General features: G+C 70.5%; 13 protein-coding genes. All 13 read right to left on the bottom strand.

The features are described from left to right. Positions 1 to 78: 78 nt before the first annotated feature. Positions 79 to 870: a TIGR03936 family radical SAM-associated protein gene (locus ACWDX6_RS00220; protein ID WP_451482686.1), complete on the bottom strand. Its 792-nt coding sequence runs from the start codon at positions 868 to 870 to the stop codon at positions 79 to 81. A gap of 124 nt (positions 871 to 994) precedes the next feature. Beyond that, on the bottom strand, positions 995 to 2,125 hold the full coding sequence (locus ACWDX6_RS00215; RefSeq protein WP_451482685.1) for a hypothetical protein: 1,131 nt from the start codon (positions 2,123 to 2,125) through the stop codon (positions 995 to 997). A 73-nt stretch (positions 2,126 to 2,198) separates the two neighbouring features. Beyond that, the gene (locus ACWDX6_RS00210; RefSeq protein WP_451482684.1) at positions 2,199 to 4,127 is read right to left on the bottom strand and encodes a TIGR03960 family B12-binding radical SAM protein; all 1,929 of its coding nucleotides are present in this window, start codon (positions 4,125 to 4,127) and stop codon (positions 2,199 to 2,201) included. Positions 4,128 to 4,177: 50 nt separating this feature from the next. Next, complete coding sequence (locus ACWDX6_RS00205) at positions 4,178 to 5,701, bottom strand: CYTH and CHAD domain-containing protein (RefSeq protein WP_451482683.1); 1,524 nt, start codon at positions 5,699 to 5,701, stop codon at positions 4,178 to 4,180. A 76-nt stretch (positions 5,702 to 5,777) separates the two neighbouring features. Continuing rightward, complete coding sequence (gene rodA, locus ACWDX6_RS00200; protein WP_451482682.1) at positions 5,778 to 6,977, bottom strand: rod shape-determining protein RodA; 1,200 nt, start codon at positions 6,975 to 6,977, stop codon at positions 5,778 to 5,780. 4 nt (positions 6,978 to 6,981) lie between these two features. Then, entirely contained in the window at positions 6,982 to 9,174 is a 2,193-nt protein-coding gene (gene mrdA / locus ACWDX6_RS00195; RefSeq protein ID WP_451482681.1) for a penicillin-binding protein 2, read from the bottom strand. A gap of 19 nt (positions 9,175 to 9,193) precedes the next feature. Continuing rightward, positions 9,194 to 9,856, bottom strand: a complete 663-nt coding sequence (mreD, locus tag ACWDX6_RS00190; RefSeq protein WP_451482680.1) for a rod shape-determining protein MreD — start codon at positions 9,854 to 9,856, stop codon at positions 9,194 to 9,196. 4 nt (positions 9,857 to 9,860) lie between these two features. Continuing rightward, the gene (gene mreC, locus ACWDX6_RS00185; protein ID WP_451482679.1) at positions 9,861 to 10,925 is read right to left on the bottom strand and encodes a rod shape-determining protein MreC; all 1,065 of its coding nucleotides are present in this window, start codon (positions 10,923 to 10,925) and stop codon (positions 9,861 to 9,863) included. A 117-nt stretch (positions 10,926 to 11,042) separates the two neighbouring features. Continuing rightward, a complete protein-coding gene (locus ACWDX6_RS00180; RefSeq protein WP_093876113.1) occupies positions 11,043 to 12,062 on the bottom strand; it encodes a rod shape-determining protein in 1,020 nt (339 codons plus the stop codon). A gap of 282 nt (positions 12,063 to 12,344) precedes the next feature. Next, positions 12,345 to 12,755, bottom strand: a complete 411-nt coding sequence (ndk, locus tag ACWDX6_RS00175) for a nucleoside-diphosphate kinase (protein WP_403288763.1) — start codon at positions 12,753 to 12,755, stop codon at positions 12,345 to 12,347. A gap of 132 nt (positions 12,756 to 12,887) precedes the next feature. Beyond that, entirely contained in the window at positions 12,888 to 13,253 is a 366-nt protein-coding gene (locus tag ACWDX6_RS00170) for a DUF4233 domain-containing protein (protein ID WP_451482678.1), read from the bottom strand. Positions 13,254 to 13,258: 5 nt separating this feature from the next. Beyond that, the gene (gene folC / locus ACWDX6_RS00165; protein WP_451482677.1) at positions 13,259 to 14,758 is read right to left on the bottom strand and encodes a bifunctional tetrahydrofolate synthase/dihydrofolate synthase; all 1,500 of its coding nucleotides are present in this window, start codon (positions 14,756 to 14,758) and stop codon (positions 13,259 to 13,261) included. Positions 14,759 to 14,928: 170 nt separating this feature from the next. After that, a complete protein-coding gene (locus ACWDX6_RS00160; protein WP_451482676.1) occupies positions 14,929 to 17,550 on the bottom strand; it encodes a valine--tRNA ligase in 2,622 nt (873 codons plus the stop codon). Positions 17,551 to 17,604 lie beyond the last annotated feature (54 nt).

Here is a 17,604-nt window from a genome sequence, read left to right as displayed (position 1 = left end):
GGCGAAAGTCTTCTGGTCAGTGCGCTGCCCGACCCAGGTGGCTCCCGAGTACCAGGGCTGCGCTACAACGACCGCTCCCTACGCGGTACCGGCACCCGGCGCCGTCGCTGAGGCGGTCGCGGCGGCCGTGGGTGGGGCGGCCGTGACTGCCTCGCGGTCGGGCGCGAGCGGGTCGGTCACCGTGCCGGACTCCTCGTCGAAGAGCCCCTGCGCCAGCCTGGTCACCGCAGCGGGGACCGGCGGCGCCAGGTCGGCCACAGCTCGGAGACCGGACAGGACGTCGTCGGGTCGTACGGCAGGTGTCACGTGCCGAACAACCAGCCGCAGTATCGCACAGGCATTGTCCAGCGGCCTATCAGCCTCGGATCGTGCCTGTGGACGGTCGGCGACGAGGTCGGCGACGGCGGAACGGGCGTCGAAGGTGCGGATGCCGTTCTTGGTCTTGCGCCGCACTTCCACGGTCTCGGCGGCGAGGAAGGCCTCGACGGCCTTCCGCGCGTCCTCGACGGTGACGCCGTCGAGCCGCAGCTCCCACACGGAGGCGGTGAGCCGGTCGGCGAGCCCGGAGGTCCGGGCCTCGACGGCATCGGTGATGTCGAGGCCTGCCGGGAGCGACTCGTCGAGCAGGACCCGCAGGGTCTCCGGATCCCGCGCCTCGGTGAGGGCGATCTCCAGGTACTCGGCCTCGGATCCCGTACCCGTCGGGGCGGCGTTGGCGTACGACACCTTGGGGTGCGGGGTGAAGCCGGCCGAGTACGCCATGGGCACCTCGGCTCGGCGCAGCGCACGCTCGAAGGCGCGCTGGAAGTCACGGTGGCTGGTGAACCGGAGGCGGCCGCGCTTGGTGTAGCGCAGTCGGATGCGCTGCACCGCCGGTGCGGGCGGCGGGCCTTCGGGCTGTCGCTTGCCCAGTGGTTCTTCTCCTCGGTGCGGGGCGGGCGCGGGTGGCGCACCGCCCACCAGATGCGGGTGGCCCCTGGGGGTCCCGACCGGCTCACCCCCGCCGGAACGGGGAGATCTCGGGTGCGGGCGCCGCGCCGGAGGCGGTTGTTGTACTACCCAGAGTACGCGTAGAGGCCGCCACCGGTTCCCCAGGCTCGGTCGGCCGGGCTCCGCCGACCAGGGCGTGCCAGGCGTCCCGCCTGGCCTGTCGCACGGTGGCGCGGGCGGAGGCGAGGGCGGCGCGGGCGGCGCGCCCCGCTTCGAGGGCGGCCTTCCGGGCCGGGGCCCAGACCTGGTCGCGGACCCAATGGCCGACGGGGACGCACACGCTTCGGTAGATCCGGACGGCGGGCCGCCCGAGCAGCTGCCAGGCCGCCCACCTGAGCGCCCGCCCGACGGCCCGGGAGACGAAACCGGCGATCCGCCAGCAGACCTGGAGGGCGTCACCGATCTCCCGGCAGACGGGAACGATCGCCCGCCGCCACAGCCAACGGGCCGGTGCCACCACCCCGTGACGGACGACCGGCACGACGACGTACCGCCAGAGCCCCACCCACGGCCACACGAACACGGCCCGGCCCAGCCGGGCCAGACCCCGCCCGAGCCCGGTGAACACCCACGCGAGTCCGCGTCCGAGGCCGGTGAGCAGCCAGGCGAGTCCGCGTCCGAGCGGCGCGAGGACGGTGCCGTACAGCCGGCGGGCGGGAAGCGCGAAGCCGTAGCGGGCCACGGGCAGGACGCCGTACCGCCACACGGCGTCGGCCAGGAGGGTGAGCGCTCGGCCGATCGGGGTGAGGATCCAGCGGTACGCCCAGAGGGCGGGGACGACGAGCCCGTACCGGACGAGCGGCACCAGCAGATAGCGCCAGAGCCCCACCCACGGCCACACGAACACGGCCCGGCCCAGCCATCCGGCGGCGACGGCCAGCCCTCGAAGGAGCGGTGCCAGAACGTTCCGGCCCCACCAGACCAGCGGGGCGGCCACCTGCCGGCCGATCCAGCCGAGCCCTCGCGCCAGCGGCCGCAGCAGCACCCGCTCGACGAACCGGCCGCAGACGACGAGCACGTCCCAGACCATCCGGACCGGCACGACGAGCACCAGCACCACGATCCGGACCGGCACCCTGATGAACGCCGTGAGGCAGCCCTCGGGCCGGGGCGGCTGCGACTTCTCCATGCTCATGCAGGACATGACGCGACGGCCCGGCCGAAGGTTTCCCCTCGGCCGGGCCGTCGTCGGAGTGTGACGGAAGGCGCTACTTGACGACCGTCAGCGGCAGCAGCTTCTTGCCCGTCGGGCCGACCTGGATCTCGGTCTGCATGGCGGGGCAGACACCGCAGTCGAAGCACGGCGTCCAGCGGCAGTCCTCGACCTCGGTCTCGTCCAGCGCGTCCTGCCAGTCCTCCCAGAGCCAGTCCTTGTCGAGACCGGAGTCCAGGTGGTCCCAGGGCAGGACCTCCTCGTACGTGCGCTCGCGCGTGGTGTACCAGTCGACGTCGACGCCCATGGACGGCAGGGTCTTCTCCGCGCACGCCATCCAGCGGTCGTAGCTGAAGTGCTCGCGCCAGCCGTCGAAGCGGCCGCCGTCCTCGTACACCGCGCGGATGACCGCGCCGACGCGGCGGTCGCCACGGGAGAGGAGACCCTCGACGATGCCGGGCTTGCCGTCGTGGTAGCGGAAGCCGATCGAGCGGCCGTACTTCTTGTCGCCGCGGATCTTGTCGCGGAGCTTCTCCAGGCGCGCGTCGGTCTCCTCGGCGGAGAGCTGCGGCGCCCACTGGAACGGCGTGTGCGGCTTGGGCACGAAGCCGCCGATCGAGACCGTGCAGCGGATGTCGTTCTGGCCCGAGACCTTGCGGCCCTCGGCGATGACCTTGACCGCCATGTCGCCGATCTGGAGGACGTCCTCGTCCGTCTCGGTCGGCAGGCCGCACATGAAGTACAGCTTCACCTGGCGCCAGCCGTTGCCGTACGCCGTGGAGACGGTCCGGATCAGATCCTCCTCCGAGACCATCTTGTTGATGACCTTGCGCATGCGCTCGGAGCCGCCCTCGGGGGCGAAGGTGAGACCGGAGCGACGCCCGTTCCTGGTCAGCTCGTTGGCGAGGTCGACGTTGAAGGCGTCGACGCGGGTCGAGGGGAGGGACAGGCCGATCTTGTCCTCCTCGTACCGGTCGGCCAGGCCCTTGGCGATGTCACCGATCTCGGTGTGGTCCGCGGAGGACAGCGAGAGCAGGCCCACCTCCTCGAAGCCGGTCGCCTTGAGACCCTTCTCGACCATCTCGCCGATGCCGGTGATGCTTCGCTCCCGCACGGGGCGCGTGATCATGCCGGCCTGGCAGAAACGGCAGCCGCGGGTGCAGCCGCGGAAGATCTCGACGGACATCCGCTCGTGGACGGTCTCGGCGAGCGGGACCAGCGGCTGCTTGGGGTAGGGCCACTCGTCGAGGTCCATGACGGTGTGCTTGGACACGCGCCACGGAACGCCGGAACGGTTGGGTACGACGCGGGCGATCCGGCCGTCGGGCAGGTACTCGACGTCGTAGAAGCCCGGGATGTAGACCGAGCCGGTCTTCGCCAGCCGGAGGAGGACCTCCTCGCGGCCGCCCGGGCGGCCCTCGGCCTTCCAGGCGCGGATGATCTCGGTCATGTCGAGGACGGCCTGCTCGCCGTCGCCGATGATCGCCGCGTCGATGAAGTCCGCGATCGGCTCGGGGTTGAAGGCGGCGTGGCCGCCGGCGAGCACGATCGGGTGGTCGACGGTCCGGTCCTTCGACTCCAGCGGGATGCCCGCGAGGTCGAGCGCGGTGAGCATGTTGGTGTAGCCCAGCTCGGTGGAGAAGCTCAGGCCGAAGACGTCGAAGGCGCCGACGGGGCGGTGGCTGTCCACGGTGAACTGCGGGACGCCGTGCTCGCGCATCAGCTCTTCCAGGTCCGGCCAGACGCTGTAGGTGCGCTCGGCCAGGACGCCCTCCCGCTCGTTCAGCACCTCGTAGAGGATCATGACGCCCTGGTTGGGCAGACCGACCTCGTACGCGTCCGGGTACATCAGTGCCCAGCGGACGTCGGCGGACTCCCACGGCTTGACCGTGGAGTTCAGCTCTCCACCGACGTACTGGATCGGCTTCTGCACGTGCGGGAGCAGGGCTTCGAGCTGCGGGAAGACAGACTCGGCAGCAGACATCTCGAACCTTCGTGAGCGGGCAGGGGGCGACTCTCAAGCGTACCCGGTGCTCAGCGGGTGAGTGCCGCCCTGTTTTTCGGCGCGGAGGCCCGCTCCCAGGCCTCGGGGAAGGCGCGTTCCCGGGCCGCGCCGGCCGCTTCCTCCCGGCCGTGCAGGAGTCCCCAGGTGAAGGCGGACTCCCCCGCCGCGTGGGCCTGGATTCCGAGGGTGCGCAGGGTCTCGCGGGCGACGACGCTGTCCTGGTGGTCGCCGAGGACCGACTGGACGGCCTTGAGGTGCCTGGCGAAGCGCTTGGCGGGCTTGCCGAGCGCGGGGGCGGCGGCCTCGGCGGCGTAGCGGGCGCGCTTGGCGGCCTTGCGGGCCTCGTGCATGGCGCGGTCGCGCTCGGGCCCCGGGGGGAGGGTGAGGGCCCGGTCGACGCGGCCGGCGAGGCGGTCGTAGTCCTTCAGGACGGCCTTGGCGACGACGGGCGGCGCGTCCCGGTGGGCGGCCTTGCGCAGCGGCGGGTCGGCGAGGAGCCGGTCGAGGGTCTTCAGGAGGGCCAGGTGGCGGTCGGACTCCAGGGCGGCGAGGACCGTGCGCCGGGCGTCGGTGCGCCGCGAGGCGTCCCAGACCTGGAGGCGGGCGCGGACGGGGCCGAGGAGCAGGGTGTCGGGGAGGTCGTCGATCCGGCGGCTCAGGCGGGCGGCGAGGACCTCCTGGTCGCGGGCGACGCCGAGTTCTCCCGCGAGCCATTTGAGCTCGTCGCCGACGGGGTCGGTGACGGTCCGGTCGAGGATCTTGCGGTACGTCTTGAAGGCGCTGCGGAGCCGTCGGGTGGCGACGCGCATCTTGTGGACGGAGCCGGGCAGGTCGCGGCGGACGGCGGGGTCGAACCGGACGATGGCCTCGATCTGCTCCCGTACGTACGCGAGGACGCCGGCGCCCGCGGTGGTCTCGTCCAGGGGCTCCGGCCGGGGCCGGGCGGGCTCGGGTGCCGTCTCGGCCAGGGCCCTGGCCAGCTTGGAGGGTGAGGTGGAAGGCCGGATGCCGGCCTTCTTCAGGCGTTTCTCGACCGCGTCGAGGAGTCCGGGGTCGGTACCGTCCGCCAGTTCGACCTCGATCTCCTTCCAGGAGGCGGTCCCGCCCTGGTCGGTGTCCAGTCGCTCCGCGAGGACCGTGTCCACCGACACCTCGGCCAGCAGGGTGCCTTCGCCGTCCAGGAGATGGCGGACGTCGCGGGAGGAGAGGAGGCGTACGACGGGGACGACGTCCTCGTCCAGGGTGCGGGAGCGCAGGAGCTCCGCCAGGGGCGCCGGGAGGGTGTCGGCCAGCGGGGCCCTGACCTCGTCGCGGATTCCGGCGGCGACGGGGAACTTGAGGTGCCAGCCGGCGTCCTGGCCGCCGGTGCGGCGGCGCAGGGTGAGCGAGTCGGCGGCCAGGCGCAGGTCGGCGGTGTCGTAGTAGACGGCGTCCAGTTCGGTGACGCCCCGGTCGAGGACGGCGGCCACGCCGGGGGCCTTGGTGAGGTCCGGCAGGGTCGTCTCGTCGGTGGCTTCGTACTTCCGCTCGATCTCGCGCTTCGTCTCCGCCATCATTCGAATCTAATTGCCCGCGGGGCGGCGGTCCATGCCGTTATGTCGCCATGTCCCTCGTCATGCCGTCATGCCGTCATGCCGTCATCGGCCGCTGGACCCTGATCGACTGGAGCAGTCCGATCGCCACCCACACCGCGAACATCGACGAGCCGCCGTAGGAGACGAACGGCAGCGGGAGCCCCGCGACCGGCATGATGCCAAGGGTCATGCCGATGTTCTCGAAGGACTGGAAGGCGAACCAGGCGATGATGCCGGCGGCGACGATCGTGCCGTACAGCTCCGTGGTCTCGCGGGCGATCCGGCAGGCCCGCCAGAGGATGACGCCGAGCAGCGCGAGGATCAGTCCGGCGCCGAGGAAGCCGAGCTCCTCGCCCGCGACGGTGAAGATGAAGTCGGTCTGCTGTTCGGGCACGAACTGGCCGCTGGTCTGGTGCCCGTTGAAGAGTCCCGCGCCGTAGAGGCCGCCGGAGCCGATCGCGATGCGGGCCTGGTTGGTGTTGTAGCCGACGCCCGCCGGGTCCAGCTCGGGGTTGGCGAAGGCGGCGAAGCGGTTGATCTGGTACTCGTCGAGGACGCCGAGCGCGGCGACGAGGAGGGCGCCGGTGACTCCGGCGGCGATGAGGCCGAAGACCCACCGGTTGGAGGCGCCGGAGGCGAGGAGCACGCCGAGCACGATGACCACCATGACCATCACCGAGCCGAGGTCGGGCATCAGCATGACGATGCCCATCGGGAGCGCGGCCAGGACGAGCGCCTTGGCGACGGTGCCGTGGTCGGGGTGGATCTGGTCGCCGGCGTCGACCTTGGCCGCCAGCAGCACCGCCATGATCAGGATGATCGTGACCTTGACGAACTCGCTGGGCTGGAGGGAGAAGCCGCCACCGATGACGATCCACGCGTGGGCGCCGTTGATGGTCGCGCCGAGCGGGGTGAGGACGGCGAGGATCAGCAGGAGGGAGATGCCGTAGAGCACCGGCACCGCGCCGCGCAGGGCGCGGTGGCCGAGCCAGACCGTGCCGAGCATGAGGACGAGGCCGATGCCGGTGTTGAGCAGGTGCCGCCACAGGAAGTACTGCGGGTCGCCCTGGTTGAGCTCGGTACGGCCCCGGGTGGCGGACCAGACGAGCAGCGCGCCGAGCAGGGACAGGGCGAGGCTGGAGAGCAGGATCGGCCAGTCGAGCCGGCGCAGCACCGAGTCGCGGGCGGTGAGTTTCGCGAGCGGCCCGCGCTCGGGGGCATACCGGGAGACGGAGAAGCCGTGGGGTGCGGTCATCGGGTCAGTCCCTCCAGACGGGAGGCGGCCCCGCGAGTGGCTCCTGCCCGCCTTCCCTCTTCTTGTCGGGGTCGACCAGCTGCGACTTGGGGTCGTACGGCTTGACCTCCGGCGCGTCGATGGAACCGTCGGGCTGGATCTTCGGCAGCGTCTGCTGCGGCTTGGGCAGCAGGGCGCGCTTGAGGTCCTGGTTGCCCTCGTCGTCGAGGCCGTAGAGGGCGTCGTAGATGTTGCGCACGGCGGGGCCGGAGGCGCCGGAGCCGGTGCCACCCTGGGAGATCGTCATGACGATGGTGTAGTCGTCGGTGTAGGTCGCGAACCACGAGGTGGTCTGCTTGCCGTAGACCTGGGCGGTGCCGGTCTTGGCCCGCATCGGGATCTTGTCCTGCGGCCAGCCGCCGAACCGCCAGGCGGCGGTGCCGCCGGGCTCGACGACGGAGCGCAGGCCCTTGTCGAGGTCGCTGATGGTCTGGGCGTCGACCGGCAGCCGGCCGTGGGCCTGGGGCTTGATCTCGATGATCCTCTTGCCGTCGGGGCTGATGACGGCCTTGCCGATGGTGGGGTTGTAGAGGGTGCCGCCGTTGCTGATGGCGGCGTAGGCGGTGGCCAGCTGGATGGGGGTGATGAGGACGTCACCCTGCCCGATGGCGAAGTTGATGCTGTCGAACGCCTTCAGCTGGTTGCCTTCGAGGCAGCTCTCGTAGGCGATCTGCTCGACGTACGTGCCGCCCTTCTTGCCCTGCTTGCACCAGGAGTCCTTGTTGGCCTCCCAGAAGCTCTGCTTCCACTGGCGGTCCGGGATGCGGCCGGTGACCTCGTTCGGCAGGTCGATGCCGGTCTCGGAGCCGAATCCGTAGTCGCGGGCGGTCCGGTAGAACCAGTCGTGGGCGTCCTTCTTCGGCTTTATTCCGCCGTCACGCTGCCACTCCTGGTGGCCGAGGCGGTAGAAGACGGTGTTGCAGGAGAACTTGAGGGCGTCCCCGAGGGTGATGGGGCCGTGGCCCTTGGACTCGAAGTTCGCGAAGCTGCGGTTGCCCATGCTGTACGAGCTGCTGCAGTTGTAGCGGTCGTTGAAGGGGTAGCCGGCGCGCACGGCGGCGCTGGCGGACACCACCTTGAAGACGGAGCCGGCCGGTGCCTGGCCCTGGATGGCCCGGTTGAGCAGCGGGTAGTTGGAGTTCTTGTCGGTGAGCCGGGCGTAGTCCTTGGCGGAGATGCCGCCGATCCAGGCGTTGGGGTCGTAGTCGGGCTGGGAGGCCATCGCGACGACCCGGCCGGTCTTGGACTCCAGGACGACGACGGCGCCCGCGTCGGCCTCGTAGGGGCGGCCGGTGATCTTGTCGGTCTCCTGCCGGACGGCCTTCATCGCCGCGTGGAGCTCGTACTCGGCGACCGACTGGACCCGGGCGTCGATGCTGGTGACGACGTGGGAGCCGGGCACACCCGGGTCGGACTGCGTCTGGCCCATGACCCGGCCGAGCTTGTCGACCTCGTACGAGGTGACGCCCGCCTTGCCGCGCAACTGCTTGTCGTACGTACGTTCCAGGCCGGAGCGGCCGACCTGGTCGGAGCGCAGATGCGGCGAGTCGGTGTCCTTGGCCTTCTCGATCTCCTCGTCGGTGACGGGCGAGAGGTAGCCGAGCACCTGCGCGGTGCGGGCCTTGGCGGGGGCCGGGTAGCGGCGTACGGCGGTGGGTTCGGCGGTGATGCCGGGGAAGTCCTCGGCGCGCTCGCGGATCTGGAGGGCCTGCTGCGGGGTGGCCTCGTCGGTGACCGGGATCGGCTGGTAGGGCGAGCCGTTCCAGCAGGGCTGCGGGGTCTCGGAGTCGCAGAGCCGGACCTTGTCCATGACGTCCTTGGGCTTCATGCCCAGGACGCCGGCGAGGCGGGTGAGGACGCCCTTGCCGTCGTCCTTCATCTTCATCAGGGCGGTGCGGGACGCGGAGACGACGAGGCGGGTCTCGTTGTCGGCGAGCGGGACACCGCGGGCGTCGAGGATGGAGCCGCGGACGGCGGGCTGGACGACCCGCTGGACGTGGTTGCTCCTCGCCTCGTCGGTGTACTCCTTGCCGTTGCGGACCTGGAGGTACCAGAGGCGTCCACCGAGGGTGAGGAGGAGGGAGAAGACGAGGACCTGGATGATGACGAGCCGGATCTGGACCCTGGGAGTCCGCCCGGTCTCCGGGATGTTGCTCATACTGCCGGTGCCCCCTCGGTCACAGTCGCTTGACTCCCTTGATACGTCCGGCGCGTGAGGCTCTGGTACGGGCCGCCTTGACGAGCAGTCCGCCGCGCTGGGATCCGATCCGCAGGCCGGTGCCGGAGGCGAGCCAGCCGGAGGAGACGTCGGTGCCTCCGGTGGTGTCGGCGAGCGGGTCGTTGTCCACACGCCGGGCCAGCGCCATGATCAGCGGCACGGTGAAGGGCGCGAGGAGCAGGTCGTAGACGACCGCGGTGAAGAGCAGGGAACCGAGGCCGACATGGCGGGCGGCGGTGTCTCCGACCAGGGCGCCGACCCCCGCGTACAACAGGGTGGTGCCGATCGCGGCGGCGACGACGACGGCCATCGGGCCGCTGGCGGACTTGAGCCGGCCGTTCTCGGGGCGGGCGAGTCCGGCGAGGTAGCCGATGAGGCAGAGCACCAGGGCGTAGCGGCCGGCGGCGTGGTCGGCGGGCGGTGCGAGGTCGGCGATCAGGCCGGCCCCGAAGCCGACGAGGCAGCCGCTGACGGGCCCGTACACGAGTGCGAGAGCGACGACGGTCAGCAGGACGAGGTCCGGTACGGCGCCGGGGAGCTGGAGGCGGGCGAGGACGGAGACCTGGATGACGAGGGCGACCACGACGAGCGCCGTGGAGAGCAGGATCCGGTTGAACTTCATGGTCTCAGTCCCCCTGCAGCTGGTTCTGTCCGTCGTCCTGCGGCTCCGGCTGCACCGGCGGCCGGCTCGCCTGCTGTTCCGGCTGCTGGCCGTCCGGCTGCTGTCCCGGCTGCTGTCCGTCCTGCGTCTGCTGCCCGGGCTGCTGTCCCGCCTGTTCGCCCTGGGGGGCGGGCGGGGTGACCGTGACGGTGACGGTCGGCGCGGGCTTGGGCTTGGGCGGCAGGACCATGTCGCGCGGGTCGGTGCGCGGCGCCTGGACGACGATGCCCACGATGTCCAGCTTGGTGAAGCCGACGTACGGGCGGACGTAGACGTTGCGTGTGAGGCCGCCGCCCGCCGGGTCCACGCGCACGACCTCGCCGACCGGGACGCCGGGGACGAAGGGCCGGTTGGCCTGCGAGCCGAAGGTGACGAGCCGGTCCCCCGGCTTGACCTTGGCCTTGCCGTTGAGGAGCTGCACGAGCAGCGGGCGGTCGCCCTGGCCGGTGGCGAAGCCGAGTTCGTCCGTCTTCTCCATGCGCGTACCGACGGTGAAGTCGGGGTCGTTGGCGAGCAGCACGGTCGAGGTGGAGGGGCCGACCGTGGTGACGCGGCCGACGAGGCCGGAGCCGTTGAGCACGGTCATGTCGCGCCTGATGCCGTCGTCGGCGCCGGCGTCGATGGTGACGGTCCAGGAGAAGCCCTGGGCCGATCCTATGGCGATGACCTCGGCGGCCTTGATGCCGTACTGCCCGGCACCGGCCGTCTTCAGCATGGTGTCGAGTTCGCGGAGGCGGCTGCGGTTGCGGTCGTCGCTGCCGAGCTTGGCCTTGAGGGCGGCGTTCTCGCGTTCCAGGGCGGCGATCCGGGTGTGCCGCTCGCCGGAGTCGCGTACCGCTCCTATGGCGTTGCCGATCGGGTCGACGGCGGCCGCGACGCCGTTCTCGACCGGTCCGAAGACCGCGGCCGCGGCATGCCGGGCGCCGTCGACCGGTGACTCCTCGCCACCGCGGATGTCCACCGTGATCAGTGCGAACGCGATGGCGATCAGCAGCACCAGGAGCAGCCGGCTCTCTCGTGTGTCCCTCACGTGCGGCGGCCGTGCCTTTCCTCTTGGTCCGGTTGTTCCGAGCGGTGTGAGCCGTGATGTCGACGATCCGCCGTACGGGTGCTTTCGCCACCCGTACAGCGGATGTCCCTTGGTCCCTTACCGGCGGGGCTGGGCGTCCAGGACCTGCTGGAGCGCCTCGAACTCCTCCACGCACTTGCCCGAGCCGAGGGCCACCGAGTCCAGCGGGTCCTCGGCGATGTGGATCGGCATCCCGGTCTCGCGGCGCAGCCGCTCGTCCAGGCCGCGCAGCAACGCACCGCCACCCGTGAGAACGATGCCGCGGTCCATCACGTCACCGGAGAGTTCCGGCGGGCACTTGTCGAGCGTGGTCTTCACGGCGTCGACGATCGCGTTGACGGGCTCCTCGATCGCCTTGCGGACCTCCGCGGCGGAGATGACCACGGTCTTGGGCAGACCGGAGACGAGGTCGCGGCCGCGGATCTCGGTGTGCTCGTCCTTGTCGAGGTCGTACGCCGAACCGATGGTGATCTTGATCTGCTCGGCGGTGCGCTCACCGAGGAGGAGCGAGTACTCCTTCTTGATGTGCTGGATGATCGCGTTGTCGAGCTCGTCACCGGCCACCCGGATGGACTGTGCCGTGACGATTCCTCCGAGCGAGATCACGGCGACCTCGGTCGTGCCGCCGCCGATGTCGACGACCATGTTGCCGGTCGCCTCGTGCACGGGGAGGCCGGCGCCGATGGCGGCGGCCATGGGCTCCTCGATGATGTGCACCTGTCGGGCGCCGGCCTGGGTCGATGCCTCGATGACGGCGCGGCGCTCGACTCCGGTGATACCGGAGGGAACGCACACGACGACCCGGGGACGGGCCAGATAGCGGCGCTTGTGGATCTTGAGGATGAAGTAGCGGAGCATCCGCTCGGTGATCTCGAAGTCGGCGATCACGCCGTCCTTCAGCGGCCGGACGGCGACGATGTTGCCGGGTGTCCGGCCGATCATCTTCTTCGCCTCGGCACCGACCGCGAGGATCCCGCCGGTGTTGGTGTTGATCGCGACGACGGACGGCTCGTTCAGAACGATCCCTCGACCCCTGACGTACACCAGCGTGTTGGCGGTCCCGAGGTCGACAGCCATGTCACGGCCGATGAACGACATAGAGTTCCCCTTGTTTCCCATGAGGATGCGTCGGGCCTTCCCAATTGGAGCTTGACGGCTTCTCAGGTCGGCGAGGTGGTGGGTGCGGGTGGTGCGGCACTGGATTTTGCCATCGTAGTGCCGCCCGCACGGATACCGCGCGGTGGTCCACCTCTGTATAGGTGACGGTAGGACGCAGCGATGCGTTCCCGGTTGCGTCGTTCATATGCCCGGGGGCGACCGAAATTCCTTCGGTCGCCCCAGGTCGTTGCGGTGGATGGCTGACACGCGGTCAGCCTCGGGTCACGCCCCGGGGAAGAAAATCTTCATCTCCCGAATGGCGGACTCCTCGGAGTCCGAGGCGTGGATCAGGTTCTCCCGGACGATGGTCCCGAAGTCCCCCCGGATGGAGCCGGGGGCCGCGGCGATCGGGTCGGTCGGGCCGGCCAGGGTCCGCAGACCCTCGATGACCCGCTCGCCCTCGACCACCATGGCGACGACGGGGCCCGACTGCATGAAGCCCATCAGCGGCTCGTAGAAGGGCTTGCCCTTGTGCTCGCCGTAGTGCTGCTCCAGCGTGTCCTCGCTCAGCTCGCGCAGCTCGAGGGCGGTGATGGTCCAGCCGGCCTTCCGCTCGATACGGCCGATGATCTCGCCGATCAGCCCACGGCGGACGGCGTCGGGCTTGAGCAGGACGAGCGTGCGCTGGCTCACGGTGGAGACTCCTTACGAATGCGGTGTGCGGACCTCAGAGGCTACAGGGCCCCCACGGCCGTCGATTACTCAGCGTCAGGCCGTACGGATACCCGGGCGCCGAGCCCGGATCGCCCACGGCCCCGGGTGCGGTCAGCCGGGCTGACCGGCCTCCGCTTCGGCCGCCCGCGCCTGTGCGGCCCAGCGCGCCTTGGCCTCGTCGATCTTCCGGCCGTAGTGGAGGGAGGCCCACCACAGCACCGCGAAGGTCGCGCCGAGGAAGAACATCACCGGCACCACGAAGCCGCTCGCGATCAGGGCGATCTGCAGCGCCCAGCCGAGCTGGAGACCGCCCGGGCGGGTGATCAGCCCGCACAGCAGCACCGACAGCAGCATCGCGACACCGCAGACCGTCCAGACCGTGGCCAGGGGGAGACTGTCGTCCTTCATCGCGACGAGCCCGGCGAACCCGATCACGAAGAACTCGCCGATCAGCGTCGAGGCACAGAGCGTACGCATGGGATTCAGCGCCTTCCGAGCAGCAGCCGGGCGTCCCCGACCGTGAAGATCGAACCGGTCACCAGCACACCCGCGCCCGCGTACTCGCCCTCTTCCTCGGCGAGCGTGATCGCCGCCTCGATGGCGTCGTCCAGGCGCGGCTCGACGACCACCCGGTCGTCACCGAAGACCTCGACCGCGATCGCGGCCAGCGCGTCCACGTCCGTGGCCCGCGGGCTGGAGTTCGCCGTGACGACGACCTCGGCGAAGATCGGCTCGAAAGCCTCCAGGAGCCCCCTGACGTCCTTGTCCGAACTGGTGGAGACCACACCGATGAGCCGCGAGAAACCGAAGGACTCACTGACGCCGTCCGCCGTGGCCCGGGCGCCCGCCGGGTTGTGGGCGGCGTCCAGGAGGACCGTCGGGGAGTTGCGCACGACCTCCAGCCGGCCGGGCGAGGACGCCGAGGCGAAGGCCCGGCGGACCGTGTCGACGTCCAGCGTGCGGGCGTGGTCGGCGCCGATGCCGAAGAACGCCTCGACCGCCGCCAGGGCGACGGCCGCGTTGTGCGCCTGGTGCGCGCCGTGGAGCGGCAGGAAGACGTCGTCGTAGGCGCCGCCGAGCCCGCGCAGGGTCAGCAGCTGGCCGCCGACGGCGACCTCCCGCTCCACGACACCGAACTCCATGCCCTCACGGGCCACCGTGGCGTCCACCTCGACGGCCTTCTTCAGCATGACCTGCGCCGCGTCCACCGGCTGCTGCGCCAGGACGACCGTCGCACCCTGCTTGATGATCCCGGACTTCTCGCCCGCGATCGCGCCGGGCGTCTCGCCGAGGCGGTCGGTGTGGTCGAGGTCGATGGGGGTGACGACGGCGACCGAGGCGTCGATGACGTTGGTGGCGTCCCAGGTGCCGCCCATGCCGACCTCGACGACGGCCACGTCCACGGGGGCGTCGGCGAAGGCGGCGTACGCCATCCCCGTCATGACCTCGAAGAAGGAGAGCCGGAACTCCTCGCGGGCGTCCACCAGCTCCACGTACGGCTTGATGTCCTGGTACGTCTCGATGAACCGCTCAGCGGAGATCGGGGCGCCGTCCAGGCTGATCCGCTCGGTGATCGTCTGCACGTGCGGCGAGGTGTACCGCCCGGTGCGCAGGTCGAAGGCGGTGAGCAGGGACTCGATCATCCGGGCCGTGGACGTCTTGCCGTTCGTGCCCGTGATGTGGATCGAGGGGTAGGCGCGCTGCGGCTCGCCGAGCACGTCCATCAGGGCGGCGATCCGCCGGACCGACGGCTCCAGCTTGGTCTCGCCCCAGCGGGTGGCGAGCTCGGTCTCGACCTCGCGCAGCGCCTTGTCGACCTCCGGATCGGAGGGACGGGCGGGCACGGGGTCACCCTGGGGCGGACCGGCCTGCGCGCGCAGCGTGCGGCTGCCGGCCTCGATCACCGCCAGGTCGGGGTCACGGTCGGTCTCGGCGTCGACGATGTCGTCGAACTGGTCGAACTCGTCGCGGGGCTCACTCACGGGCCCAGTCTACGGAGGGGGACCGACAGGACCCGGGACCACCCCTTTCGGCACTTTCGCCCACGCGGTACGCGAGCCGGCGGGCGCCCCTGATCCAGCGGGTGGACCTGATGGCAGAGGGGCCCGGAACCGACCGGCATCCCGACCGGTTCCGGGCCCCTCGCCGGCGCTCAGGCCTGCGGCAGCCGCTCCAGCTGCGCCTGGATGCGGGCGATGTCCTCGTCCGCCTTGGCGAGCCGCGTCCGGATCTTCTCGACGACGTTGTCCGGCGCCTTCGCCAGGAACGCCTCGTTGCCGAGCTTCCCGTCGGCCTGCGCCTTCTCCTTCTCGGCGGCGGCGAGGTCCTTGGCCAGCCGCTTGCGCTCCGCCGCCACGTCGATCGTGCCGGACAGGTCGAGCGCGACCGTGGCGCCGGCGACCGGCAGGGAGGCGGTGGGCGAGAAGCCCTCGCCCTCCGGCTGGAGGCGCAGCAGCTGGCGGATGGCCGCCTCGTGCGGGGCGAGCGCGGTGCCGGTCAGGTCCAGGCGGGCCGGAACCTTCTGGCCGGGCTGGAGACCCTGGTCCGAGCGGAACCGGCGGACCTCGGTGACGACCTTCTGGACCAGCTCGATCTCCTTCTCGGCGGCCTCGTCGCGGAAGCCCGAGTCGACCGGCCAGTCCGCGATGACGACGGACTCCTTGCCGGTGAGCGTGGTCCAGAGCGTCTCGGTGACGAACGGGACGATCGGGTGCAGCAGGCGCAGCATGACGTCCAGGACCTCGCCGAGGACCCGGCCGGAGACCTCGGCCTGCTCGCCGCCCGCGAAGAACGTGGTCTTCGACAGCTCGACGTACCAGTCGAAGACCTCGTCCCACGCGAAGTGGTACAGGGCGTCGGCGAGCTTCGCGAACTGGTAGTCGTCGTAGTACGCGTCGACCTCGGCGACCGTCTTGTTGAGACGGGAGAGGATCCACCGGTCCGTGGCGGACATCTGCGACAGGTCCGGCAGCGGGCCCTCGACCGTCGCGCCGTTCATCAGCGCGAAGCGGGTCGCGTTCCAGATCTTGTTGGCGAAGTTACGGGACGCCTTGACCCAGTCCTCGCCGATCGGGACGTCGACGCCCGGGTTGGCGCCGTTGGCCAGGGTGAAGCGGACGGCGTCGGAGCCGTACTCGTCCATCCAGTCCAGCGGGTTGACCGCGTTGCCGAAGGACTTCGACATCTTCTTGCCGAACTGGTCGCGGACCATGCCGTGCAGCGCGATCGTGTGGAACGGCGGGGTGCCGTCCATCGCGTACAGGCCGAACATCATCATCCGGGCGACCCAGAAGAAGAGGATGTCGTAGCCGGTGACCAGGACGGAGTTCGGATAGAACTTCGCGAGGCTGTCGGTCTGCTCCGGCCAGCCGAGCGTGGAGAACGGCCACAGGCCGGAGGAGAACCAGGTGTCCAGGACGTCCGTGTCCTGGTGCCAGCCCTCTCCCGTGGGGGCCTCGTCGTCCGGTCCGACGCAGACGATCTCGCCGTTCGGGCCGTACCAGACCGGGATGCGGTGGCCCCACCACAGCTGGCGCGAGATGCACCAGTCGTGGAGGTTGTCGACCCAGTCGAAGTACCGCTTCTCCATCTCCTGCGGGTGGATCTTGACCCGGCCGTCGCGGACCGCGTCACCGGCGGCCTGGGCGAGCGGACCGACCTTGACCCACCACTGCATCGACAGGCGCGGCTCGATGGTGGTCTTGCAGCGCGAGCAGTGGCCGACGGAGTGGACGTACGGGCGCTTCTCGGCGACGATCCGGCCGTCGGCGCGCAGCGCGGCGACGATGGCGGAACGCGCTTCGAGGCGGTCCAGGCCCTGGAAGGGGCCGTGGGCGGTGATGACCGCGCGCTCGTCCATGATCGCGAGGTTCGGCAGGTTGTGGCGCTGACCGATCTCGAAGTCGTTCGGGTCGTGCGCCGGGGTGACCTTGACGGCGCCGGTGCCGAACTCGGGGTCGACGTGCTCGTCGGCGACGACCGGGATCCGGCGGCCGGTCAGCGGCAGCTCGATCTCGGTCCCGACCAGGTGCTTGTACCGCTCGTCGTCCGGGTGGACGGCGACGGCCGTGTCACCGAGCATCGTCTCGGCGCGGGTCGTCGCGACGACGATCTCCGTGTCCCCGGAGCCGTACCGGATGGAGACGAGCTCGCCGTCGTCGTCCTGGTACTCCACCTCGATGTCCGAGATGGCCGTCAGACAGCGCGGGCACCAGTTGATGATGCGCTCGGCGCGGTAGATCAGCTCGTCGTCGTAGAGCTTCTTGAAGAGGGTCTTGACCGCCTGCGAGAGGCCCTCGTCCATGGTGAAGCGCTCACGGGACCAGGCGACGCCGTCACCGAGGCGCTTCATCTGGCCGGAGATCTGGCCCCCGGACTCGGCCTTCCACTTCCAGACACGCTCGACGAACGCCTCACGGCCCAGGTCGTGGCGGGACTTGCCCTCCTTGGCGAGCTCGCGCTCGACGACGTTCTGGGTGGCGATACCGGCGTGGTCCATGCCCGGCTGCCACAGCGTCTCGTACCCCTGCATGCGCTTGCGGCGGGTGAGGGCGTCGATCAGCGTGTGCTCGAAGGCGTGGCCCAGGTGGAGTGAACCGGTGACGTTCGGCGGGGGGATGACGATGGTGTACGGAGGCTTCTCGCTCTTCTCGTCCGCCTCGAAGTAACCGCGCTCCACCCAGCGCTCGTACAGCTTCCCCTCTACTTCGGCCGGCGCGTACTGGGTCGGCAGTTCCGGGTTGGCTGCTGGCTGCTGCTGAGTGTTCTCGGTCACGGGGTCAGTTTAGGGGTGCGGCGGGGTGCTCCTGAAACTCGATTGTTCGGTAAC

It is taken from the genome of Streptomyces sp. NPDC003027, assembly GCF_053591435.1.
Note: the sequence above shows the minus strand (reverse complement) of the source record. Positions and strands in the feature narration are given on the sequence as shown.